The organism is Robbsia betulipollinis (genome assembly GCF_026624755.1).
In the GTDB taxonomy this organism is placed as follows: domain Bacteria; phylum Pseudomonadota; class Gammaproteobacteria; order Burkholderiales; family Burkholderiaceae; genus Robbsia; species Robbsia betulipollinis.
The window spans coordinates 157,369-179,736 of sequence record NZ_JAPMXC010000001.1 but is presented as its reverse complement, the minus strand read 5'-3'; the positions used below and the strand labels follow the sequence as shown (position 1 = coordinate 179,736).

Here is a 22,368-nt window from a genome sequence, read left to right as displayed (position 1 = left end):
TCGCGCGATTGCGGAACAGCGACGCAACGGACCGGCTACCGGAACCTTACAGCGGCTGGATGTTGGACGCTTGCTTACCCTTCGGGCCCTGCTTCACTTCGAAGCTGACCTTCTGGTTTTCCTGAAGGGACTTGAAACCGTCGGCGCGAACTTCGGAGAAGTGCGCGAACAGATCCTCACCACCGTCGTCCGGCGTGATGAAACCGAAGCCCTTAGCGTCGTTGAACCATTTTACGATACCGGTTGCCATTTTTCTTCCAAGTTTGTGCATAAAGTGGACGCCGCCGATGTTTCGGCCGTCCGAATAATGCCTGGTCACTGCGGCCTTCGCAGCCATCAAGCAATAAGTGCTGCGGGACGTATTGTTCGCGGATGCCGGGAGTTCGTCAATAATGATTTTTTCCCCTTATCGCAATGTTTTGACAAACATCTTCCTTTGACGCCTCCAGGCGGTGCGGCCCGGACGAATTTCCTCGTTTTCGCACCAGAATGAGACACAATGCGCCGGTTTTCGCCGCGCTTTGTGCGTTTGCGCACATGATTGTGGTTTTCAGACCCATTCCGCATCGGGCAGCGTGATTGCGATCCCGAAAGCAATGAAGCGTTCCCAGCCGTGCCCAGACTGGGCAAGACCGGGCAAAATCGACACATCGGAAGGTTTTTCACGCGAATCAATCAATCGCATGAATCAATTTATAAATACAATTATTTTTTGTTCTTGACTTTTTTTGAATTATATAAATTTTAAGTATAAACCCGAACAAGCGCGGCAACGCGCAAGGCGTCCGGCACGGTCGGCAATCGCAGGCGATACCCCGCAGCGCGCGGCACGCCCATCCTTCGCGGTATTGACCCAAGCGGAATACGTGGCGAAAATCACGACTGGAAGCGGTGAAAAGCGACGAAACGAACAATGGGAAACGAGATGAAGAACAAAACGGCGCGGCTGGCCTGCATCGGCGGCCTCGTATTGGCGACGGTCTGCGCGACCGGCGCCGCGCGCGCGGATACCGCGCTGCTGAACGTCTCGTACGATGTCACGCGCGAGCTGTACAGGGACATCGACGTCGCGTTCGTCGCAAGTTGGAAAAAATCGTCGGGGGAGTCGATCACGGTGCGGCAGTCGCATGGCGGCTCGAGCCCGCAGGCGCTCTCGGTCCTTCAGGGCCTGCAGGCCGATGTCGTGACGATGAATCAGACCAGCGACATCGATCTGCTGGTGCAGCGGGGCGGTCTGGTCGACAGGAACTGGCGTCAGGCCTTTCCCTATGGCGCGAGCCCCTATACGACGACGATGGTGTTCCTCGTCCGAAAGGGCAATCCCAAAAAGATCAGGGACTGGGACGATCTGGCGAAACCCGGCACCGCCGTCATCCTGCCGAATCCGAAAACCTCGGGCAACGGTCGCTACAGCTACCTTGCCGCCTGGGGCTGGCGATTGCAGCACGGCGGCAACGACGCACAGGCGAAAATCCTCGTCACCCAGATCCTGAAAAACATCCCCGTGCTGGACACGGGTGGCCGCGGCGCCACGACCAGTTTCGCGCAACGCGGCCTGGGAGACGTTCTGGTCACGTTCGAGAACGAGGTCGCGCTGATTCAGCAGGAATTCGGTCCGGGGAAGTTCGAAACGATCTATCCGTCGTCGAGCCTGCTTGCCGAGCCACCGGTGGCGATCGTCGATAAATATGTCGATGCCCACAAAACGCGCACCCAGGCGAAAGCCTATCTGGACTTCCTGTATTCGCCGGCGGGTCAGGAAATCATCGCCGGACACCATCTGCGTCCGCGCGATCCGCAGGTGATGCAGCGGCATCAAGGCGATTTCCCGCCGATCAAGACGTTCACGGTGGATCAGGTATTCGGCAGTTGGGACAAGGCGCAGCAAACGCATTTCGCCGATGGCGGCACTTTCGATCAGGCGATGATGGCGGCGCGCAAGCAATAGACGCCGGATGCGGGCGCGATCGCCGCCGCCGCGTCGCGGCGTTCGAAAGCCGCGGCAGCCGCGTTCGCCTGGGTGGGTGGCGGCGCAAAGACGCGCTCCGGCCACGCCGATTTCTTAATTTAACATAATCTTAATTATCGATTAAAAATCGCGGTGGCCATGCGGTACGCGGTCAGCCACGACAGGCTTCCTTAAGCCTCGCGCAACCGCCGCCACAATGTCGTCTTGCTGATACCCAGTACCGCGCATGCCTTGTCGCGGTCTCCGCCGCAGCCCGCGAGCGCCGTGCGGATCTCGTCGATCTCGATCCGCCGCGCGCGGGCTTTCAGGGAAAACGCCCGCCGGTCGCCGCCGATGAGCTCGGGAGCGATGCCGCCGAGCCGTTCGCCGGTCAGGCGCGTGCCGGCAAGCGCGCCTCCCGGCGCGAGTTCGACCCCGATCCGTTCGATCACATTCTGCAATTCGCGTACATTGCCCGGCCAGCGATAGTCGGCCAGCATGGGCAACACGCCGTTCAGGATCTGCCGCGCGGCTTCGCGCGACGCCACGCGGCCGGTGCGCAGCAGCAGATGCGACGCCAGCAGCGCCATGTCCGTCCCGCGCTCGCGCAACGGCGGCAACGCGACGTTCAGGATATTGAGCCGGTAGTACAGGTCGGCACGAAACTCTCCCGTCTCGATGCGTTCGAGCAAGGGCCGATGCGTGGCGGCGATGATCCGGACATCCACCGGGATCGGCTCGCCCGAACCGAGCCGCACGACCTCTCGCTCCTGCAGCACGCGCAGCAAACGGCCCTGCAGGGCGCGCGGCATCTCGCCGATCTCGTCGAGAAATACGGTGCCATGATGGGCGATTTCGAACAGGCCGGGCTTCCCGCCCCGCCGCGCCCCGGTGAAAGCGCCCTCCTCATAGCCGAACAACTCGCTTTCGAGCAGGCTCTCGGGAAACGCGCTGCAATTGAGCGCGACGAAGGCACCGTCGCGCCGCGCGCTGGCATGATGAAGACTCTGCGCCACCAGCTCCTTCCCGGTGCCGCTTTCGCCACGGATCAGGACCGTCGCGTCGGTGGCGGCGTAACGCAGCACGCGCTGACGCAGCGCCGCGATGGCGGCACATTCGCCGATCATGTCGTCCAGGCAATAGCGTGCCGGCGACGATGCACGCTGCCCCCGCTGCGGCGCGCGCACCGAACGGTCCAGGCGCGGCATCGCGACCGACGCCTGGAAAGTCACCAGCGCGCCCACCGGCGCCTGTCCCGGATCGCCCCAGACGCTGCGATGCACGAGGTAGCTCGCGCCACGCACGCTTTCCAGCGACTCCCCCGGCACCGCCGGCACCACCGCGGCGATCTCCGGTGCCACCGCGGCAAGCTGCCGGCCGATCACCTGCGAGGGGGTGCAGCGCAGCATCTCGGCCATCCTGGCGCTCATCGCCTCGATGCCGCCCTGCGCGTTCAGCGCCAGCACGCCATCGCGCAGATTTTGCATGATCTGGTCCAGACGCCGACGCCGTGCGCGCTCGCCCAGCGTCGCGCGCGCCACCTCCAGCGCGGTGTCGAGCGCGGCCTGCACCGAGGCACGCGAATACAGAAAAACCGCCTTCATGCCGGCGCGTTCCGCAATTTCCGTCACCAGCCCGGGGCCGACGATCGCGTCCACGCCCCGGTCCCGCAGGTCGAGCACGCACCCTTCGGCATCTTCCGCGCTCAGATACGAGGCATGCCGGACGTCGATGCCGAACACCGTGCAGAACCGCAGCACTTCAACGGGCGTCTCGCCATGCATGACCAGGGCGAGACGCCTGCTCCCTTCACGGCGCGCACGCGCCAGAGCATGCATGACGTCGAAGCCCGTCGGCGTGACCAGGACGACCGGGATGTCGACGCGCGTCTTCAGGTAATTGCCGTTCGATCCCGCGGCGACGATCACGTCGGGCCGGTCCGCGCCCGCGTTCTCCAGGTCCCGCAGGGCTTCCTCGAAGCCTCGGGTGACCAGGGTCAGGTTGGCGACCGGATCGTATGCCGCGGCGATATCGCGATACAGCGCACCGAGTCTGCTGATGCCGACGGCCCAGATCCTGGGCAGGGGGAATGGCGTGTTCACTGCGCGTTCCATCGTCGAAGGGTGGGCCGGGCCAACCGCAGGCATGCGGCGATCCCATTCTATCCACCCCTTTCATATCCGAATAGCGAAATTTCATTTATGAAAAATCTCGTTTTTTCGTAGTCGTTAAACCCAGTTGAATCAATTACTTTTCAATTAGCCGTGCACTGGCTTGCAAATTGCATGAAGCCCGGGAAACTTTGGAGACACGCCATGAGCCGTTCCGGGCCGAGTACCACCGCTGGCGCGAAATTTCGCGCCGCCCTGACCCGCGAGGCGCCATTGCAGGTCGTCGGCGCGATCACCGCCTACGCGGCCAGGATGGCCGAGGCCGTGGGTTTCCAGGCGCTCTACCTGTCCGGCGGCGGCGTCGCGGCGAACTCGTTGGGGGTGCCCGACCTGGGCATCAGCACGATGGAGGACGTGCTGACCGATGCGCGCCGCATCACCGAGGCGTCGTCGCTGCCGCTGCTGGTGGATATCGACACCGGCTGGGGCGGCGCATTCAACATCGGGCGCACCGTGAAGGCCTTCATCCGCGCCGGCGCGGCGGCGGTTCACATCGAGGACCAGGTCGGACAGAAACGGTGCGGCCATCGTCCCGGCAAGGAAGTCGTCAGTACCGCCGAGATGGTCGACCGCGTCAAAGCCGCCGTCGACGCCCGCACCGACGACCGGTTCGTGATCATGGCGCGCACCGATGCCGCGGCCGTCGAAGGCATCGACGCGGCGATCGAACGCGCGCTCGCGTATGTCGCGGCCGGCGCCGACATGATTTTTCCCGAAGCCATGCAGTCGCTCGACGATTACCGCCGCTTCAAGGCCGCGGTCGGCGTACCGATTCTCGCGAACCTGACCGAGTTCGGCTCGACGCCCTTCTTCACCGTCGACGAATTGCGGGACGCGAACGTCGATATCGCGCTGTATTGCTGCGGCGCCTATCGCGCGATGAACGCGGCCGCGCTCAATTTCTATGAAACCGTCAAACGCGACGGCACACAGAAAGCCGCGGTCCATACAATGCAGACGCGCGCGGATCTGTATCGCTACCTGGGCTATCACGCCTACGAGGAAAAACTCGACCAGCTGTTTGCCGCACAAAAATGACAGGAGAACGGTGATGAACGAACGCATCCCGCACGCCGCGGAAAAAGATGCCGACACGGGCCCGGCGGGCACGTCCTTCAAGCCGAAGAAGTCGGTCGCGCTGTCGGGCGTGACCGCGGGGAATACCGCGTTGTGCACCGTCGGCAGGACCGGCAACGATCTGCACTACCGCGGCTATGACATTCTCGATATCGCGGGCCATGCCGAATTCGAGGAGATCGCCTATCTGCTGGTACACGGCAAGCTGCCAAACGTCGCCGAACTGGCCGCCTACAAGGCGAAACTCCGGGCCTCGCGCGGCCTTCCCGCCAGTCTGAAGGCCGCGCTCGAACTGATCCCGGCCGCCGCCCATCCGATGGACGTGATGCGCACCGGTGTCTCGCTGCTCGGCACCCTCCTCCCTGAAAAAGACGATCACGGGCAGCCGGGCGCGCGGGACATCGCCGACCGCCTGATGGCGTCGCTGGGTTCGCTGCTGCTGTATTGGTACCACTATGCGCACAATGGCCGGCGCATCGAGGTCGAAACCGACGACGATTCGATCGGCGGACACTTCCTGCACCTGCTGCATGGCACGCGCCCGGCGCATGCGCGGGTCAAGGCGATGCATACGTCGCTGAACCTGTACGCGGAACACGAGTTCAACGCCTCGACCTTCGCCGCGCGCGTGATCGCCGGCACGGGCAGCGACATCCATTCTGCGCTGGCGGGCGGCATCGGCGCCCTGCGCGGTCCGAAGCACGGCGGCGCGAACGAAGTCGCCTTCGAGATCCAGTCGCGCTATGCCACACCCGACGAGGCCGAGGCGGACATCGCGACCCGGCTCGCCGCCAAGGAAGTGGTGATCGGTTTCGGTCATCCCGTCTATACGATCTCGGACCCGCGCAACAAGATCATCAAGGACGTGGCGTATGGCTTGTCGAAACACGCCGACAACATGGCGCTGTTCGATATCGCCGAACGCATCGAGTCGGTCATGTGGGACACGAAGCAAATGTTCGCGAACCTCGATTGGTTCAGCGCGGTTTCGTATCACCTGATGGGCGTGCCGACGGCGATGTTCACGCCCCTGTTCGTGATCGCCCGCACGGCGGGCTGGAGCGCGCATATCATCGAGCAACGCATCGACAACAAGATCATCCGGCCGAGCGCCCATTACACGGGACCGGACCCGCTTCCATTCGCAACGCTCGACCAGCGCGCCTGACGTCAACGCCGCCGGACCATGGACCGACGCTGCCGATCCATGACCCGGCATGCGCCCCGCCGCGGCCGGCACTCGGCCGGCACGCATGCGGCACCAATAACATCGGATCGCTCCGACACGACTCCATTTCGCCATGTCCCATCCTGTATCGAACGTTCGCCCCGCCCCCGACGGCGTCCTCGTCGACATCGTCGATTACGTCCTGAACCATCCGATCGAGAGCCCGCTCGCGCTGGAAACCGCGCGCCACTGCCTGATCGACACCCTGGGCTGCGGCCTCGAAGCGCTGACCTACCCCGCCTGTACCAAATTGATGGGGCCGCTGGTTCCGGGCACGATCGTGCCGAACGGTGCGAAGGTGCCCGGTACGTCCTATGCGCTCGACCCGGTACAGGCGGCATTCAATATCGGCACGATGATCCGCTGGCTCGATTTCAACGACACCTGGCTCGCGGCGGAATGGGGTCACCCGTCGGACAATCTCGGCGGTATCCTCGCCACGGCCGACTGGCTCTCGCGCAACGCCGTCGCCGCCGGCAAGCCGCCGCTGACGATGAAGGACGTGCTGGTCGGCATGGTCAAGGCGCACGAGATTCAGGGATGCATCGCCCTCGAGAATGCGTTCAATGCGGTGGGCCTCGATCACGTGCTGCTGGTGAAGGTCGCCTCCACCGCCGTGGTCGGACAGTTGCTGGGCCTGACGCGCGACGAACTGATCAATGCGGTGTCGCTGGCCTTCGTCGACGGGCAGGCGCTGCGCACCTATCGGCACGCGCCGAACACCGGTTCGCGCAAGTCATGGGCGGCCGGCGACGCCACCTCGCGCGCGGTGCGGCTTGCGTTGATCGCGAAGACCGGCGAGATGGGGTACCCGTCGGTGCTGACGGCGCCGACCTGGGGCTTCTACGACGTGCTGTTCGCCGGCAAGCCGTTCAAGTTCCAGCGTCCGTACGGCACCTATGTCATGGAAAACGTGCTGTTCAAGATCGCGTTTCCGGCCGAGTTCCACGCGCAGACGGCAGTCGAGGCGGCAATGACGTTGCATCGGCAGCTTCGGCAAACGGGCAGGCGCGTCGAGGATATCCGCCGGGTGACGATCCGCACCCACGCGGCGGCGCTGCGCATCATCGACAAAAAAGGCCCGCTCGACAATCCCGCCGATCGCGACCACTGCATCCAGTACATGGTGGCCGTGGCCCTGATCCACGGGCGGTTGACCGCGCCGGACTACGAGGATGCGATCGCGCGCGATCCCCGCATCGATACCCTGCGCGCGACGATGGACTGTGTGGAGGTGCCGCAATATACGCGGGATTACCACGACCCGGAAAAGCGCTCGATCGCCAACGCCCTGACCGTCGCGTTCCACGACGGCACGACGCTCGGCGAAGTCGTCGTCGAATATCCGATCGGGCACAAGCGCCGCCGCCAGGACGGCACGCCGCTGCTGATCGAGAAATTCAGGACCAATCTGGCGCGTCGTTTCCCGCAAAAACAGCAGGAAGCGATTCTCGCCGTATCGCTCGATCAGGCAACGCTGGAAAATCTCGCCGTGAACGATTACGTCGATCTTTATGTGATCTAGCCAGTTCGGTCCGATTGATCAGCCCGATTCATCAGGCCGATTCATCAGCCGATGCGGGGGCGGCCGGTTCGCCCTTTTTTCAGGAACGAAACCTGCGCGCGCTTGCACCCCCGGCCGTGTACGCCGTCGCGCCCGTTCATCCCGGCGCGCGACGCGCCCCGGCCGGCAGCCACCTCGTTTCCTGGAGCGAAAATGACCGAGCGAATCCGCCCCGTAACCGATATCCTGAACGATCCGCTACGCAACAAAGGTACGGCTTTCACCGAAGACGAGCGCCGCAAGCTGCATCTCGAAGGCCTGCTCCCCTCGGGCATCGACACCCTCGACAAACAGATCGATCGCGTTCTCGGACATCTCGAATCGAAGCCGAGCGACCTCGAACGTTATATCTACCTGATGGGCCTGTGCGACCGCAACGAGACGCTGTTCTATGCGACGTTGATGTCGGACCCCGCGCGCTTCGTCCCGATCGTCTACGATCCGACGATCGCGGACGCCTGTCTGTCCTATGGGCACCTGTACCGCCGGCCGCGCGGCATGTATCTCACCCGGCACATGAAGGGGCGGTTCAGGAAAGTGCTGAGCAACTGGCCGATCAAGGATGTGCGCGCGATTTGCGTGTCGTCGGGCGGGCGCATCCTGGGGTTGGGCGACATCGGCGCGAACGGGGCGCCGATTCCGATCGGCAAGCTGCAGCTGTACACCGCGTGCGCGGCGGTGCCGCCGGACGGCCTGCTGCCGATCCACATGGATATCGGCACCAGCAACGCCGCGCTGCGGGCCGATGCGCTCTACACGGGCCTGCGCGAGGAGCCGGCCTCGAGCGACGAGATCGATGCGGTCATGGACGAATTCGTCGCCGCGGTGCAATCGGTGTTTCCCGGGTGCTGCATCCATTTCGAGGACTGGAAAGGCGACGACGCGATCCGTCTGCTGGCGCGGTACCAGGACAAGGCGCTGTGTTTCAACGACGATATCCAGGGCACGGCGAGCGTGGCGCTGGCCGGGTTGATCACCGCCCTGCAGATCGTGGGCAGTACATTGGGCGAGCAGCGTATCCTGTTCGCCGGTGCCGGTTCCGCGGCCATCGGCATCGCCGATCTGCTGGTGGAGACGATGGTGCAGGAGGGGCTGTCGCGCCAGGCCGCGCGCGAGCGAATCGCATTGTTCGACATCAACGGCCTGGTCGAGAAGCGCCGCCGCGATCTCAACCCCTCGCAGGCCCGCTATGCCCATGACGGCGCGCCGACCCGGGAACTCGCGGACGCGGTCCGGCAAACCAAGCCGAGCATTTTGATCGGCGTGAGCACGGTGCACGGGCTGTTTACCGAGCAGGTCGTGAAAACGATGGCGAAAATGCACGAACGCCCGATCATTTTTCCCTTGTCCAACCCGACGGACAAGGCCGAATGCACACCGCAGCAGGCATACGCGTGGACGCAGGGCAAGGCACTGGTCGCATGCGGGGTGCAGTTCCCGGACGTCGAAGTGGACGGCAAGACCTTCCACCCCGGACAGGCGAACAACTTCTATATTTTCCCCGCCGTGGCGCTGGCGATCTATGCGACCCGCCCGAAGCGCATCGACGATACGGCCTTCATCGCGGCGGCGCGCGGCACCGCCGATCAAGTCAGCGCGGCCGACCGCGACAAGGGCATGCTGTATCCGCAGCAGAAAAACATCCTGGCGACCGAGATCACGACCGCCACGCGCGTGGCGGAGTATATTTTCGATCAAGGACAGGCGACGGTCGAACGGCCGGAAGACATCCGCGCCTGGATCGAGGCGATGACATACAAGCCCGTCTACGCGGGCGCCTGACCCCGTCGCTGCGCTGCCGCTCCTTGCCCGCGCGGCCGCCGGCGCCTACTGCGCGGACGCCACCTGGAGCAACGCCGGCGTCGCCGTGTAGGCCGCCGGGAAATACTGCTTCAGATAGCCGACTTTCGGCAGATCGTTGACGGCGATATACGGATTGTCCGGGTGCAGCGTCAGGTAATTCTGGTGATAGTTTTCCGCCGGATAAAAGCCCTTGAACGTCTCCACCCGCGTCACCACTGTCGCCGGAAAGACATGGCCCTGGTTGAGCTGCTGGATGTAGGCGCTGGCGACCTGCGCCTGCTCCCGGCTCTGCGGGAAAATCGCCGACCGGTACTGGCTGCCATGATCGGGGCCCTGCATGTCGCGTTCGGTCGGATTGTGCGCCACCGAGAAGAAGATCTGGAGCAGCCGACCATACGATATCCGGGCAGGGTCGAACGTGATCTGCACGGATTCGGCGTGCCCGGTCGCACCGGTGCTGACCATTTCGTACGCGGCGGTCGAGGCCGCGCCACCGCTGTAGCCGGAGACCACCTTGCTGACGCCCCGTACGTGCTGGAAAACGCCCTGCACGCCCCAGAAGCAGCCACCCGATACCACCGCGGTCTCGAGTCGCGCCGGCCCGGCTTTCTCGTCCTGCACCGGGGCCGGCACGACCCGCGCCTCCTCGACCGAATAGGCGGCGTGCTGCCAGCTCAGCGCCCCGGCACCGATCGCGGCGGCAAGCGCGAGCTTGCCGGCCAGAGACGGCGTGACGGCGCGAAACCGGCGGCGTGAAGGGACCGCAGGGGCTGTCGGTTTGTTCAAAGTGTTCATGGTGCTGACTCCTCGTCGATCATCAACCGAATGTAAATGCATACGCCTGCACATCCGGGTCCGTGAATTCAATGGCGAACGTGCGGTCCTGGATGGCGCCCGATTGCCGGATCAACTGATACAGCCGGTGCTCGTCGACGACGCCGGTGCCATCGGCCGCGACATCCACGCCATGCGCATCGCCCGGCGCGTGCCCGTCGATCGTCACCCGGAAGTGCACGGGCACGCCGGCACGGCCTGGCCCGAGCACCAGATGCAGATCGCGCGCATGAAACCGGTATACGATTCTGCCGCCCGCGTGGACGAGTCGCGCCTGCTCGCCGCTCACGTTCCAGTCGCCCGACAATCCCCAGCCGTTCAGAGCCAGGAAAGCGGGAACGGTATAGGTACGTTGTGCGTCCCGCGCCACGCCGCCCGGCGAACTGAACTGGCCGGCCCGCTCGTAGCCGATATAGGTTTCCGGCGAACGCATGTCGCGGTTGTCCGCCAGGACCTCGGCACCGGTGGCGCTGCTTTCGGCGTCGATCAGCGCCGTCGGTACGTTCTTGCTGCCCGCTTCGGTCAAAAGCTGCTGAATGACCTTCTCGGATTGCACATCGTCCCCCTCGCCGAAATGGTGATGCCGGATGCGGCCCTGGGCATCGACGAAGTACTGCGCTGGCCAATACTGGTTGTTGAACCCGCGCCAGATCGCATAGTCGTTATCGATGGCCACCGGATAGGTGATGCCCAGATCCCGCGTCTGCCGGGTGACATTGGCGATGTCGCGCTCGAAAGCGAATTCGGGAGCATGCACGCCGATCACGACCAGCCCCTCGTCACGATATTTCTGCGCCCAGGCCTTCACGTAGGGCAGCGTGCGCAGGCAATTGATGCAGGAATACGTCCAGAAATCGATCAATACCACCTTGCCGCGCAGGCTTTCGGGACGCAAGGGCGGCGAATTCAACCACGCCACCGCGCCGGAGAGCGGCGGCAACGTCCCCTCGACCGGCAGCGCGCCGGCCCCCGTGACGCTCGCGTTCCTTGCCATCATCGCGCCGCCCGCGTCGGGGCCTTCGGCCGGCTGAGGGGAAAACCGATCCACCAGTTTCTGTTCCAGGCCGCCTGTCGCCACGGTCGACACGCGCGCGAGCACGCCGGTATCCCACCCCAGCGAGATCGCTACGACGCCGCACAGCATCGCGGCGCCGATCAGCCTGCGTACCCACTCCCCGGCCCCGATCGAACGTTTCATGGCGGCGAAAACGCGGCCCCCGACCAACAACGCGGCGGCGAGCGAGGTCGCCGCGCCGGCCGCGTAGGCGAGCAGCAGCAAGGTCGTACCGACGCTGGCGCCGCGCAGTGCCGCCCCCGTGAGCACCAGGCCCAGGATCGGACCCGCGCAGGGCGCCCACAACAGCCCGGTGGCCACGCCGAGCAGCAGCGACGCGCCGAAGCTCGTGCCGTTGCGGCTGACGGTCGCGGCGTTCGACAGGCGGTCGCCCAGCGTCACGAGCGGTCGCATCAGACGGTCGGCGAACCGGGGAAACAGCAGCGTCAGGCCAAACACCGCCAGAAGCACGATGGCCGCCCACCGGCCGTACGCGTTCGCCTGGGCGACCCAGCCGCCGCCGATCGCGGCGAGCGTGGCTACCAGGGCGAAGGTCAATGCCATGCCGATGAGTAGCGGCAACCCGCTTTTCAGGAACGGCTCGTTGGCCCTGGAGAAAACGAAGGGCAGCACCGGCAGGATGCAGGGGCTGACGATGGTCAGCACGCCACCCAGATACGACAGAAACAGCACCAGCATAAAGTCTTCTCCATCCCGAAATGGGGGTCGATCACGCCTGCCGCGTGCCTGCCATCTAGGCAGCGCCGGCCGTGAAACCCAGTGCGAACCCGTTCATGCAATAGCGCAGACCGGTGGGCGCCGGGCCGTCGCTGAACCGGTGCCCGAGATGACCGCCGCATCGCGCGCAGTGGATTTCGGTTCGCGTCACGCCCCAGGAATGATCGTCGCGGTCGCCGACGGCATTCGCCACGGGCGCCCAGAAACTGGGCCAGCCGGTACGGCTGTCGAACTTGGTCGACGAAGAAAAGCACGGCGTGCGACAACCGGCGCAATGGAACATGCCCGCCCGGTGCTCATCGTTCAGGGGACTGCTGTAAGGCCGCTCCGTCGCGGCCTCGCGCAAGACCGCGTATTGTTGCGGATCGAGCAACCGGTGCCATTGCGCATCGGAATGCATGACGGCGAATGTCTCGGGCGTCGCGGCATCGGCCGCCCGCAGGCCCAGCGCCGACGCCAACGCACGCCAGCCTCCCAGGGCCGCCAACGCGGTCACCGCGCCGCCGGAAAACAGGAACCGTCTTCTTGTCGTCATCGTGTACTCCCCGCATCCCTGGTTTAACCTCGGAGCGCATGGTAAAGGCCAGGGTGTCGCCAAGTCCTCACGAAAGGTTAAACGATTCGTGATACTTGTTCCTCGCGATTTATGCACAAACTGGGCGCCGACGATTATCTGGCGAAACCGTTCTCGATGCTGGAACTCGTCGCACGCGTCAAGGCACTGCTGCGCCGCGTCGACGCCCTCGCCAGGGATCAGCGCACCGCCTCGGGCACGCTGCGGGTGGGCGACCTCCGCATCGATCCGCTGACGCGCGAAGCGTCGGTCGACGGTCGCGCCATCGAGCTGACGCCGCGGGAATTCGATCTTCTCTACTTTTTCGCAAAAAACCAGACCAAGGTGTTCTCGCGAATGGATCTGCTCAATGGCGTATGGGGCTATCAACACGATGGCTATGAGCACACCGTCAACACCCATATCAACCGGCTGCGCGCCAAGATCGAAAAGGATCCCGCCGCGCCGCGGCGCATCCTGACCGTCTGGGGGCGCGGCTACAAACTGGTTCCCGTCTCCGATGCGGACGCGCCGGACGCATCATGAGCATGAAACCGAGTTCGACCCTTGCCTTGACCCTGACGCAGCGCCTCTCGCTGGTATTCGCCGCGCTCTTGCTCGCGTGCTGCGGCGCCTCGGCATGGCTGCGGATCCATTCGAACGATCTGCACGAGAAGGAAGTCATCCAGAGCCTGTCGCGCGGTCTGGCCAGCCACATCGCCGGCAACCGGACCTTGATGGATGCCAGTGGCCCGCGAACCGACGCGCTGAAGGCGCTGTTCGGGCAGCTCATGGTGGTGAACCCAAGCGTCGAGGTCTACCTGCTCGATAGCGAGGGCACGATCCGCGGCGACGATGCCCCGGCCGGTCATCTCAAACGCGAACGCGTCGATCTGGCGCCCATCAAGCGTTTCCTCGGCGGCGCCCCCCTGCCCGTCTTCGGCGATGATCCGCGCAGCGCCGCCGGCCGCAAGGTCTTCAGCGCGGCGCCCGTCGCCGGTACGGCGGACCGCCCCGGCGGCTATATCTATGTGGTGTTGCAGAGTGAGTTGCGTGACCGTCTGGATGCGGAAGTCCAGGCCAACGCCGTGCTGAAGACCACCCTGCGCCTGATGGCCCTGGTCGCGGTGCTGGGCCTGCTCGCGGGTCTCACCGCCTTCTGGCTGATCACCCGGCCGTTACGGCGCCTGACGCAGGCGATGCGGCACTTCGATGCCAACGGCGAGCCGGACAAGCAGCCGCGCGTGCCGCGCACGGCCAGCACGAACCAGCGCGACGATATCGTCGTACTGGACGAACCGGCGAAACTGGAATACGGGCTGGTGTCGCTCGATCCGGAGGTGTTTTCCCTCGAAGATCTGCTGCAGGACGTATTGGAGAAATTCGAATTGTCCGTGGCGGCGAAGCGCATCGCGCTGCATGTGGAAAGGCCGCCGGCCCTGCCCGCCATTCGGGCGGACCTGGGCATGATCGAGCGCATTTTGACCAATCTGCTGGACAACGCGATCCGTCACACCCCTGAAGAGGGCGTGGTGACGGTCCTGCTGTCCCATCACGACCAGCGCGTGTGGGTCACCTGCCGGGATACCGGGCCGGGAATTCCCGCGGCGATGCGCGACAGCCTGTTCGTCAGACCCTTCCATTCCGGACGGGTGGCACAAAGCGGCGGCCTGGGCCTGCTGCTGGTGCACCGCATGCTGCAACTGCACGGGGGCCACATTACGCTCGTGGACGAGACCGCCACGGGCACGACCTTCCGCTTCGACCTTCCCGCCGCCCGGACGGACTAAACCGGCCGCCCAGCGACCCACGGCGGCCCACGGCGCCTGCGCGGCCCGACCTGCGCACCCCACGCGTACCCACGATATAGCCGGGGATCCCACCCCTGTTCCGGCATTTGCCATCGCGAACTTCGCTTACTCTTCCCCTGAAGCCATTGGATTACTCGCGTGAGGACAGCGACATGAAAAGGCGCATCACGATCATTCAGCCTCGCGCTGCCAAATAAACCCGGCCGCGCAGCGTCCGTTCCGGCAGACGTCAGGCACCGCGACATTAGGGCCGCCATGTTCCACCTGAAAAACCGCCGGGTTCCGACCATCGACCGCAATGCCGTGGATCTGTCGAATTGGGTCGCTGAGAATCTGGAGCAGCTGGAAACAAGCGATGTCGCCGAATTGCTGGTTTTCGGGAACTGCGTGACACCCGCCCCGGAAAGTCACGCACCCGAAAAGAAACGGACGTGGAAACGCCCGTTGCACTTGCGTGGGTGGTCATCATGGGGATTCCTCGCCCGCGCCTTCCGGAAGGGGTGTGCGGAGACGATACGCCGCCCCCGCCTGGCCCTGACCTTCACGGCGGCGTTGTGCATCGTGATGGCATTGCTCTGTGCGCTGTCGCTTTGGCAGCAACGGCTCGATACCTCGCGCCATGCGATCGAAACATCGTCCAACCTGCTGACGATCGTGCAAAAGGACATCGAACGCAATGTCGAGCTCTACGACCTGTCGTTGCGCGCCGCGGCGGACGGCACGCAAGATCCGACCATCATGCAGTTGCCGGCGCGCCTGCGCAACCAGATTCTCTTCGATGCTTCCGCGCGCGCGTCGAACCTCGCCGGCATGTTCGTCCTGGACCGGAGCGGCAAACTGATCATTGCCGATAAAACCGATACGCCGCTCGCCCGCAACGATGCCGGCCGCGATTTCTTCGAGGTTCATCGCGTGTCTCCAGCCGCGGGGTTGTATATCAGCCAACCCACCGTGATCGATGGCACGTCCGGTTTTCCCGCCATCATCCTCAGCCGGCGAATCACCGCGCGCGACGGCTCGTTCGCCGGCGTGGTGGGCATCCCGATCGATCTGCGGTATTTCCAGCAGCTTTTCTCCGGACTGAAGCTGCAGTCCAAAGGCATCACGGCGCTCGTCAACGAAAAAGGCGTGTTTCTGACCCGTCTCCCCCTGCATAGCCGGGCGGTCGCGGGAAAGTCGCTCATCAGCCAGCCCCTGATGCAACAACTGTCCGCCACCGGCGAGGGGTCGTTCACCCGCACGGCCGCGGTCGACAAAATCGAGCGGCTGTACGTCTTTCGCCATCTGCCGCGGCTCGGGATGATCGTTATCGTGGCGCCCAGCACGGCAGACGTTTTCGCCGCCTGGCGTTCGCGCATGGTGGTGATCGGCGTCCTGATGGCCGTCTTCAGCATCACGCTGCAATTCGTCTCGCTGCTCCTCTTCGTCGAGTTGCGCAAACGCGTCACCGGCGAGGCGGCCATGCGCGCCCTGGCGCAAACCGACAGTCTGACCGGGCTGGCCACGCGACGCGTCTTCGACGACGTTCTGCACCGTGAAAAAGACATCGCGCATTGCACGGGCCGGCCGCTGACGGTCGTATTCATCGACGTGGATCATTTCAAGACTTTCAACGATACCTACGGCCATCTCGTCGGCGACGAAGCCCTGCAGCGCATCGCCCGGATTCTTTCCGAGGGCGTGCGCTCCACCCGGGATCTGGCCGCGCGCTACGGCGGCGAGGAGTTCGTCCTGGTACTGGGCGATACGCCCAATACCGTCGCCCAGGCGGTGGCCGAGCGCATTCGGCGTGCCGTCGATGCGTGTCGTATCCCCCATGCGCTCGCGCCGTCGGGAAACGTGACGATCAGCCTGGGCGTGGTCACCTACGACGGCACCGCGCCGGTGGATATCCACGAACTGCTCGCGCGCGCCGACAGGTCGCTTTACGAGGCGAAACTGCGCGGCAGGAACCGGGTGTTCGCCGAACCGATGACGCAGGAGGCATAGCACGAAGCAACAGTAGTGGCGGTACCAGCGTATCAAAACGAGCAATGCGTCCTGGGAACATCATGCAAAACGTCCAGGAAACATCTCGCGTGTGACACCCTTTAACGGTATGTAAGCGAGATAACGATGAAAAATTCCCAGCACGACGTGGACCAGCGCACCCAACTCGCCGGCAACAATATGTTCGAACTGCTGTTGTTTCGCCTCGGCGAAGCCGCCCAGACGAAACAACGCGAACTGTATGGCATCAACGTTTTCAAGGTACGCGAAATTCTCGCGATGCCCAGACTGACCGTGATCGCGGGCGCGGCGCCGGAGATACTGGGCGTGGCGGAGATTCGCGGTGAAATCCTGCCGGTGATCGATCTGGCCCGCGTGACGAACAACTCGTTGGCCACGGAGCCGAAGATCCTGCTCGTGACCGAATTCGCCCGTACGACGCAGGGTTTTGCGGTCGAGGAAGTCGAAGAAATCGTGCGTCTCGAATGGAACCAGGTATTGTCCGCCGAATCGCATTCCAGCGCGAAGACCGTGACCAGCCTGGCACGTCTGGATGGCGAGGTGTATGGCGGGCAGTTGGCCCAGGTCCTGGATGTCGAGCAGATTCTGCGCGATGTGCTACCCGGCAACACGCCGGAAATCGATGAAGAGACCACGGGGCGTCTGGTATTGAAACCCGGCTCGAAGATCCTGGCAGCCGACGATTCGGGCGTCGCGCGCAGCCTGATCGAGCAAAGTCTCGTTTCCATGGGCGTGTCGTTCGTCATGGCCAAAACCGGACTCGAGGCGTGGAACATCATGGAAGCCGCGCAGAAAAAAGCCGAGGCCGAGGGCACCCCCGTCACCGACGCCATCGCCCTCGTCCTGACGGATCTGGAAATGCCCGAGATGGATGGTTTTACTTTGACCAAGCGCATCAAGGCCGAAGCGGCATTCAATCACATCCCGGTCGTCATCCACTCTTCGCTGTCGGGCTCCGCCAACGAGGAGCACGTGCGCAAGGTGGGAGCGGATGCTTACGTCTCCAAATTCGTCGCCGCGGAACTGGCCGCGGTGATGCGTCAGGCGATGAAACGGATGGCTGCGTGACCGGCGGCGATTCTCACGGCGTACCGGGCATGCACTGATGCCAGGCAACGACCTGGAGCGGCCTGAAATTCCACTTCGTTGAATGTATGGATCCAATGGGAAAAACGAAACAACGCATCGACGTTTTCGATGAGACGAGCGACGTTTTCGTCGCTCGCCAACCGGTCATGGACCGGCGCGGCGCGCTGGTCGCGTACGAATTGCATTTGCGCCATGCGGCGTGCGCCACCGCGGTTCGCGACGAAGACTTCCTGTGCTCGTCGGGCGTTATCGCGCGCGCATTGGGTTCGTTCGGTTTCGACGTCCTGCTGGGAGGGTCGGACGGTCATCTGGCGTGTTCCGAGGAATTGCTGTGCTCGGCCACCATCGAGGTTCTGCCTGCCGGACAGTTCGTCCTGGAAATCGTCGAATACACGACGCTCTCGGCGGCACTGCGCGAACGCTGCGAGAAACTGCGGCAGATGGGCTTTCGGATTGCCCTGGGCGGCGTCCGGCGCCTGAGCGGTGACATCCAGACCTTCCTGCCCTGTCTGGATATCGTCAAGATCGATTGGCCGCATGTCGCGCCCTATGACCTACCGGACCTGGTCGGTTATTTCAAGAAAAAAGGCAAGCAGGTGCTCGCCGGCAACGTGGAAAACCGGCTCGACCACGAGGCCGCGCTCGAACTTGGCTGCGACCTGATACAGGGCTATTACTTCAGCAAACCGCAACTGGTTCGCGCCAAGAAGGCCCTCCCGTCCGGCGGGCTCGTATTGCGGGTGCTGCAACTTCTGCTGGACGACGCCGAGCATGCAACCGTTGCGGCGGCATTGCGCGAAACGCCGCTGCTCATCACCCAGTTGCTTCGCCTGGCGAACAGCGGCGAGAAAAGCCAGGGCGGCGCGAACCGGGTGTCCTCCATCAAGCAGGCCCTCGCGATTGCCGGTAGCCGCCGTCTGATCCAGTGGTGCTGCCTGCTTCTCTATGCGAATCCGGATGGCTTGCCCGCCACGGAAGATCCGCTGGTGGGTCTGGCCCAGCGCCGGGCGAGCCTGATGGCGAAAATATCGCGAAAAGTTCGCGTCGCCGACGACCGATATGAGCAGACGGCCTATCTGACGGGGATGTTGTCGCTGCTGCACGTCATGTACGGAACCGATGCAAGAACGTTCGTCGAAGAGTTGCCGCTGGCACCGTCGATCAAAGCCGCGATCGCGTACCGCGAAGGAGAACTGGGCAGATTGCTCGATATCGCCGAACACCTCGAACGGGGCGAAGTGCGTATCGCCTTGGGACGCATATCGGCCGCGATCGACGGCGCCGATTTCGGCACCGGCTTTTTGCGATCGTTGCTGCCATCGTGACGTTCCGGGGCACCGACCGCCTTCCGTCGACGCCGCCTGGACGGCACCGAAATAGCTTCAGAAATTTCGTCGCCTGCCGTTCTCATAGAAACAAGCGATGGAAAAGCTTGCCATTCCCGCAGGTATGAATGTAACCGCAAGGAGCAAGCCATGCAGAACGACTCGACGCCCGTCACCTTGACCGACGATGCCGACCCGCACTCTCTGAAACACCATCATGCCCTTGCGGAAATCGATTACCTGAATCTGTTCATGGAACAACGCGTCACCGAATATGTGCGCCGCAACGAAAAAGCCGTCAGCGACATGCTGAGGTCACTGGATCGACCAGGCGCATCGGCGGCCTGACGGCAACGGACTCGCCCGAACCGGAAAGACGACGTATCCCCCTATTTTGCGTACGGAATTGTCGATGGAAACGGAAGCCCCCACGAACAAACAGGGACAGATCCTGGGCCGCAAGGGACGTGAAACACGCGCCCGGCTGATGGAAGCGACGCGCCTCCTGCTGCGCACTTGTTCGCCGGTCGAATTGACTGCCGTCGGCATCGCGGCCGAAGCCGGCACGTCGCCCGCGAGCTTCTATATGTATTTCGACGATCCCAAGGATGTTCTTTTTGCACTGGGAGAGGAAGCCGGTCGCGACCTGGCGAAGCTGCGCAAGATCTTCGAGGAGCCATGGTACCGGGACAAACTCGAACGGCAGGCTGGCGCGATGATCGAGGGACTCAATGCCGTCTGGGCACGACACCGGCCGGCGCTGCGGTTCAGGAATACCGAGGCGAGCCGGGGCGACAAGCGGTTCGAAGCGCTGCGGATGAATACCTTCACCCCCTTCATTCGCGACTTCGCCGAGTGCATCCTGTCGGTCAATCCGGCACGTGGCGCGCGCAAACGCGCCGATGCCTTCGCCGAGGCGTCGATCCTGCATGGCGCGATGGAGCACCTGGCCGCGACCAGTCCCGATGCGACCGACCGTTATCTGGGCGCGAAGCATGTCAACCGGCAGCTGGCGCGCATCATGGCGCTCGTGATTCGGGGCGAGGCCGAGGCGGACGCACTGGGCCGCGAAGCACCCGCCGACGAAACCATCAAGCCTGCAAGAGTCGCCACGCGTCGATTGCGGGCATCCGTGGCGAACGGCACGGCTTCCCCTGCCATGGAATCGGCGATCAAACCGTTGCGTAAGGCGCGCCCGCAGCGCAATGTGAGTCCGGCTGGTTAGGTGTGTGGACCGTCATGCGTGCGCGTTCGGCGATTCAAACGTCTTGGCTACTGCCTCGGGCGTAGGCGGTTGTTTCGATGGCGAAATGATCGTCATGGTTTCCCCGCCGAGGGCATCTTCGCGACAATCTCGGTATAGACGTCTTGCCAGTCGTCTTCTCCCATTTGGTTATATTCCGCTTTGCTTTCATTGTTCGCAGCGAAATAATTCGCTGAGATGTCTTGCATATCGATAGGCCAGAAAAACTCACCATCCCATAATATGTTTTCGGAATGAAGGTCACCATGCATAATGCCTTGTCGCCGCAGCTTCTCGAGCATGTCGACATAGCGTTCGACCGCGTCGATCGGTAGCGAATTTTCGGTCAGGACGTGCAATGGCACCCCGGGAATACGATACATCCTCAAATATTGCGTTCCGTCTTCTTCCTTCAAATGCTGCGCGCTGTCGTCTCCATACAAGCGCCTGAATGCCTCCCCTTCGCAGCGAGCCGTATAAATTTCGTCAATCGCCTCGTCATCGTCGTCGAGTTGGAAATAGCGCTTGATCACAAAAGCTGGATCCTCTGCATCTTTATAAACGGTCCCCCAATGGCCGTCACCCAATTTGCTTCCCAAGCGAAGCGACATCCGATGCCCGGGTTTTGAGGCATCCCACACCTCGATCAACTCGTCGAACGATGTGTCGGACAAAGGCACGGCGTCCTCTATTTCCTGTTCCGGGACGCTGCCTTCCAGGCTACCGTCGGGCCGTTGTGATGGGCCGGGAAGCGCCTCGTCGATATCCGTCGAAAATGCCAACGGGTCGCGCCGCACCGCTGGGTTGATTCGCGAATCCGCAGGCGTTGTGAGAAACGCATGAATGGCCGACGGTGTATCCGCCGACTCGGAAACGACAGCAGCGCCGGCCACAGATGAGCCGCCCTGAGGCGCAATCTTGAAACGTTTTGCCCAACGTGGCAGCACCTCCCACGCTTCGATATGCAGGGAAAATTCGTACGCAGTGTAAAAGCCCCGCGCTGGGAATGCATATGTCGAAAGCAATGCATTGGCGCTCTCCAACGTATAACCGCAGTCCATGAGCACATCCTCGCCACGCGCCCGCTTCCGTCCGCTCGATCCCACCACGAAAATGTTTTTTAGCCGTTCCCGTGCAGTTTCGACATGGAACTGTCCGTCCGTCAATCGCACATGCATCCTCTGTTTGCACGGCCCGGTGATGACATAGCGATTGCCGTTCTGTTCGGCAATCTTGGGGTAAGCGTTGTCTACCTTCAAAAAGACGCGGTTCTCGCCGTTCCACTGCAGGCCATCCGAGTCCCGCGCGGATAGCTTGCTTGAATCCGGAGCGTCCGTGCCAGGATGAACACGCCGCTGCGATGCGAGTACTCGCGCTAATGTTGGCGACACTGCCGGCGAAGTACCTGGCTTGAGGAACCCCTGCGTGCAATCAAAGGGATTATCAAGTTTTACAGTGCCCGCTTTATTGGCTCCGGCGCCATCCATCGCGCTTGCCGTGCGGACCATGCTCGGCAACAACATGGCCCGCAACGCGGCAAGGCCGGGCGGCACGCTAGGGCGCGCACGGCTGACGCGCTCAGCTTCCTGCAATAACGGGTCATTTGTAACACGCGCTATATGCGCGTTGAGCCCCGCTGCTTCACAAGGCGATGCGTGCCGCCGGACCCGATTCGAAAGACAAGGATGTGGCGCGGCGACCTCTTGGAAATTACCGAGGCGGTGTCGGATTGAGTCTGTCGGCATGTGATGTTTCTCCAAATAAAGCGATTGAATCACTATGCGCGGGACACTTATATCAAAATACGTGCGGCTTCGATAAAAAATTATTTTTTATAGTAAATAATATTTACTGACAGATACCGCGCCGTTCCCGTAGAGGACGAATCGAAGGCAAAGGGCGACATTTCTCGCGCGGGGC

Annotated in this window: 18 protein-coding genes and 1 pseudogene; 12 read left to right on the top strand and 7 right to left on the bottom strand. The window is 63.2% G+C overall.

Annotated features, from left to right (window positions below; translation table 11 throughout):
• Positions 1-46 precede the first annotated feature (46 nt).
• Together OVY01_RS00815 and OVY01_RS00810 are read right to left on the bottom strand one after the other, a co-directional pair.
• Positions 47-250 carry a cold-shock protein gene (locus OVY01_RS00815; protein ID WP_267847623.1) on the bottom strand — a complete coding sequence of 68 codons (204 nt, stop codon included), beginning with the start codon at positions 248-250 and terminating at the stop codon, positions 47-49.
• 300 nt (positions 251-550) lie between these two features.
• The gene (locus OVY01_RS00810) at positions 551-685 is read right to left on the bottom strand and encodes a hypothetical protein (RefSeq protein WP_267844921.1); all 135 of its coding nucleotides are present in this window, start codon (positions 683-685) and stop codon (positions 551-553) included.
• Positions 686-925: 240 nt separating this feature from the next.
• Between OVY01_RS00810 and OVY01_RS00805 the strand changes: the two genes are divergently transcribed.
• Positions 926-1,948 carry a sulfate ABC transporter substrate-binding protein gene (locus OVY01_RS00805; RefSeq protein WP_267844920.1) on the top strand — a complete coding sequence of 341 codons (1,023 nt, stop codon included), beginning with the start codon at positions 926-928 and terminating at the stop codon, positions 1,946-1,948.
• 191 nt (positions 1,949-2,139) lie between these two features.
• Here OVY01_RS00805 and prpR read toward each other — a convergent pair whose 3' ends face one another.
• Positions 2,140-4,062, bottom strand: a complete 1,923-nt coding sequence (gene prpR / locus OVY01_RS00800; RefSeq protein WP_267844919.1) for a propionate catabolism operon regulatory protein PrpR — start codon at positions 4,060-4,062, stop codon at positions 2,140-2,142.
• Positions 4,063-4,263: 201 nt separating this feature from the next.
• On the opposite strand from prpR, the gene prpB reads away from it, so the two are divergent.
• The 4 genes from prpB (at position 4,264) to OVY01_RS00780 (ending at position 9,770) form a co-directional block, all read left to right on the top strand.
• A complete protein-coding gene (prpB, locus tag OVY01_RS00795) occupies positions 4,264-5,157 on the top strand; it encodes a methylisocitrate lyase (protein WP_267844918.1) in 894 nt (297 codons plus the stop codon).
• Positions 5,158-5,170: 13 nt separating this feature from the next.
• Positions 5,171-6,364: a bifunctional 2-methylcitrate synthase/citrate synthase gene (gene prpC, locus OVY01_RS00790; RefSeq protein WP_267844917.1), complete on the top strand. Its 1,194-nt coding sequence runs from the start codon at positions 5,171-5,173 to the stop codon at positions 6,362-6,364.
• A gap of 133 nt (positions 6,365-6,497) precedes the next feature.
• On the top strand, positions 6,498-7,949 hold the full coding sequence (locus OVY01_RS00785) for a bifunctional 2-methylcitrate dehydratase/aconitate hydratase (protein ID WP_267844916.1): 1,452 nt from the start codon (positions 6,498-6,500) through the stop codon (positions 7,947-7,949).
• A gap of 192 nt (positions 7,950-8,141) precedes the next feature.
• Complete coding sequence (locus OVY01_RS00780) at positions 8,142-9,770, top strand: NAD-dependent malic enzyme (RefSeq protein WP_267844915.1); 1,629 nt, start codon at positions 8,142-8,144, stop codon at positions 9,768-9,770.
• Positions 9,771-9,815: 45 nt separating this feature from the next.
• On the opposite strand, the gene msrA is transcribed toward OVY01_RS00780, so the two are convergent.
• Genes msrA through msrB form a run of 3 tightly spaced genes read right to left on the bottom strand, consistent with a single transcriptional unit; the run spans position 9,816 to position 12,952 of the window.
• The gene (msrA, locus tag OVY01_RS00775) at positions 9,816-10,586 is read right to left on the bottom strand and encodes a peptide-methionine (S)-S-oxide reductase MsrA (protein WP_267844914.1); all 771 of its coding nucleotides are present in this window, start codon (positions 10,584-10,586) and stop codon (positions 9,816-9,818) included.
• 22 nt (positions 10,587-10,608) lie between these two features.
• The gene (locus OVY01_RS00770; RefSeq protein ID WP_267844913.1) at positions 10,609-12,378 is read right to left on the bottom strand and encodes a cytochrome c biogenesis protein DipZ; all 1,770 of its coding nucleotides are present in this window, start codon (positions 12,376-12,378) and stop codon (positions 10,609-10,611) included.
• A 55-nt stretch (positions 12,379-12,433) separates the two neighbouring features.
• Positions 12,434-12,952: a peptide-methionine (R)-S-oxide reductase MsrB gene (gene msrB / locus OVY01_RS00765; protein WP_267844912.1), complete on the bottom strand. Its 519-nt coding sequence runs from the start codon at positions 12,950-12,952 to the stop codon at positions 12,434-12,436.
• A 117-nt stretch (positions 12,953-13,069) separates the two neighbouring features.
• Between msrB and OVY01_RS00760 the strand changes: the two are divergent.
• From OVY01_RS00760 to OVY01_RS00730, 7 genes and pseudogenes are all read left to right on the top strand, one after another.
• Positions 13,070-13,516, top strand: a pseudogene (locus tag OVY01_RS00760) (winged helix-turn-helix domain-containing protein); the annotation flags it as partial.
• Positions 13,513-14,760, top strand: coding sequence for a sensor histidine kinase (locus OVY01_RS00755; protein WP_267844911.1), 1,248 nt, complete (start codon positions 13,513-13,515; stop codon positions 14,758-14,760). The pseudogene OVY01_RS00760 and the gene OVY01_RS00755, both read left to right, overlap by 4 nt.
• 276 nt (positions 14,761-15,036) lie before the next feature.
• Positions 15,037-16,770, top strand: a complete 1,734-nt coding sequence (locus tag OVY01_RS00750; RefSeq protein ID WP_267844910.1) for a sensor domain-containing diguanylate cyclase — start codon at positions 15,037-15,039, stop codon at positions 16,768-16,770.
• Between the two features lie 126 nt (positions 16,771-16,896).
• Positions 16,897-17,859 carry a chemotaxis protein gene (locus OVY01_RS00745; protein WP_267844909.1) on the top strand — a complete coding sequence of 321 codons (963 nt, stop codon included), beginning with the start codon at positions 16,897-16,899 and terminating at the stop codon, positions 17,857-17,859.
• A gap of 95 nt (positions 17,860-17,954) precedes the next feature.
• Positions 17,955-19,205, top strand: a complete 1,251-nt coding sequence (locus OVY01_RS00740) for an EAL and HDOD domain-containing protein (RefSeq protein WP_267844908.1) — start codon at positions 17,955-17,957, stop codon at positions 19,203-19,205.
• A 150-nt stretch (positions 19,206-19,355) separates the two neighbouring features.
• Complete coding sequence (locus tag OVY01_RS00735; RefSeq protein ID WP_267844907.1) at positions 19,356-19,553, top strand: hypothetical protein; 198 nt, start codon at positions 19,356-19,358, stop codon at positions 19,551-19,553.
• A 64-nt stretch (positions 19,554-19,617) separates the two neighbouring features.
• A complete protein-coding gene (locus tag OVY01_RS00730; RefSeq protein ID WP_267844906.1) occupies positions 19,618-20,430 on the top strand; it encodes a TetR/AcrR family transcriptional regulator in 813 nt (270 codons plus the stop codon).
• A gap of 92 nt (positions 20,431-20,522) precedes the next feature.
• On the opposite strand, the gene OVY01_RS00725 is transcribed toward OVY01_RS00730, so the two are convergent.
• Positions 20,523-22,040 carry a serine/threonine-protein kinase gene (locus OVY01_RS00725; protein ID WP_267844905.1) on the bottom strand — a complete coding sequence of 506 codons (1,518 nt, stop codon included), beginning with the start codon at positions 22,038-22,040 and terminating at the stop codon, positions 20,523-20,525.
• Positions 22,041-22,368 lie beyond the last annotated feature (328 nt).

Bases quoted from the DNA above. Each gene is read 5' to 3' on its own strand.
- OVY01_RS00770 (WP_267844913.1), bottom strand. From the start codon at position 12,378: ATGCTGGTGCTGTTTCTGTCGTATCTGGGTGGCGTGCTGACCATCGTC.
- prpR (WP_267844919.1), bottom strand. From the start codon at position 4,062: ATGGAACGCGCAGTGAACACGCCATTCCCCCTGCCCAGGATCTGGGCC.
- OVY01_RS00730 (WP_267844906.1), top strand. From the start codon at position 19,618: ATGGAAACGGAAGCCCCCACGAACAAACAGGGACAGATCCTGGGCCGC.
- OVY01_RS00785 (WP_267844916.1), top strand. From the start codon at position 6,498: ATGTCCCATCCTGTATCGAACGTTCGCCCCGCCCCCGACGGCGTCCTC.
- OVY01_RS00755 (WP_267844911.1), top strand. From the start codon at position 13,513: ATGAGCATGAAACCGAGTTCGACCCTTGCCTTGACCCTGACGCAGCGC.
- OVY01_RS00735 (WP_267844907.1), top strand. From the start codon at position 19,356: ATGCAGAACGACTCGACGCCCGTCACCTTGACCGACGATGCCGACCCG.
- OVY01_RS00750 (WP_267844910.1), top strand. From the start codon at position 15,037: ATGTTCCACCTGAAAAACCGCCGGGTTCCGACCATCGACCGCAATGCC.
- msrA (WP_267844914.1), bottom strand. From the start codon at position 10,586: ATGAACACTTTGAACAAACCGACAGCCCCTGCGGTCCCTTCACGCCGC.
- OVY01_RS00810 (WP_267844921.1), bottom strand. From the start codon at position 685: ATGCGATTGATTGATTCGCGTGAAAAACCTTCCGATGTGTCGATTTTG.
- OVY01_RS00745 (WP_267844909.1), top strand. From the start codon at position 16,897: ATGAAAAATTCCCAGCACGACGTGGACCAGCGCACCCAACTCGCCGGC.
- OVY01_RS00780 (WP_267844915.1), top strand. From the start codon at position 8,142: ATGACCGAGCGAATCCGCCCCGTAACCGATATCCTGAACGATCCGCTA.
- OVY01_RS00740 (WP_267844908.1), top strand. From the start codon at position 17,955: ATGGGAAAAACGAAACAACGCATCGACGTTTTCGATGAGACGAGCGAC.
- msrB (WP_267844912.1), bottom strand. From the start codon at position 12,952: ATGACGACAAGAAGACGGTTCCTGTTTTCCGGCGGCGCGGTGACCGCG.
- prpB (WP_267844918.1), top strand. From the start codon at position 4,264: ATGAGCCGTTCCGGGCCGAGTACCACCGCTGGCGCGAAATTTCGCGCC.
- OVY01_RS00805 (WP_267844920.1), top strand. From the start codon at position 926: ATGAAGAACAAAACGGCGCGGCTGGCCTGCATCGGCGGCCTCGTATTG.
- prpC (WP_267844917.1), top strand. From the start codon at position 5,171: ATGAACGAACGCATCCCGCACGCCGCGGAAAAAGATGCCGACACGGGC.
- OVY01_RS00815 (WP_267847623.1), bottom strand. From the start codon at position 250: ATGGCAACCGGTATCGTAAAATGGTTCAACGACGCTAAGGGCTTCGGT.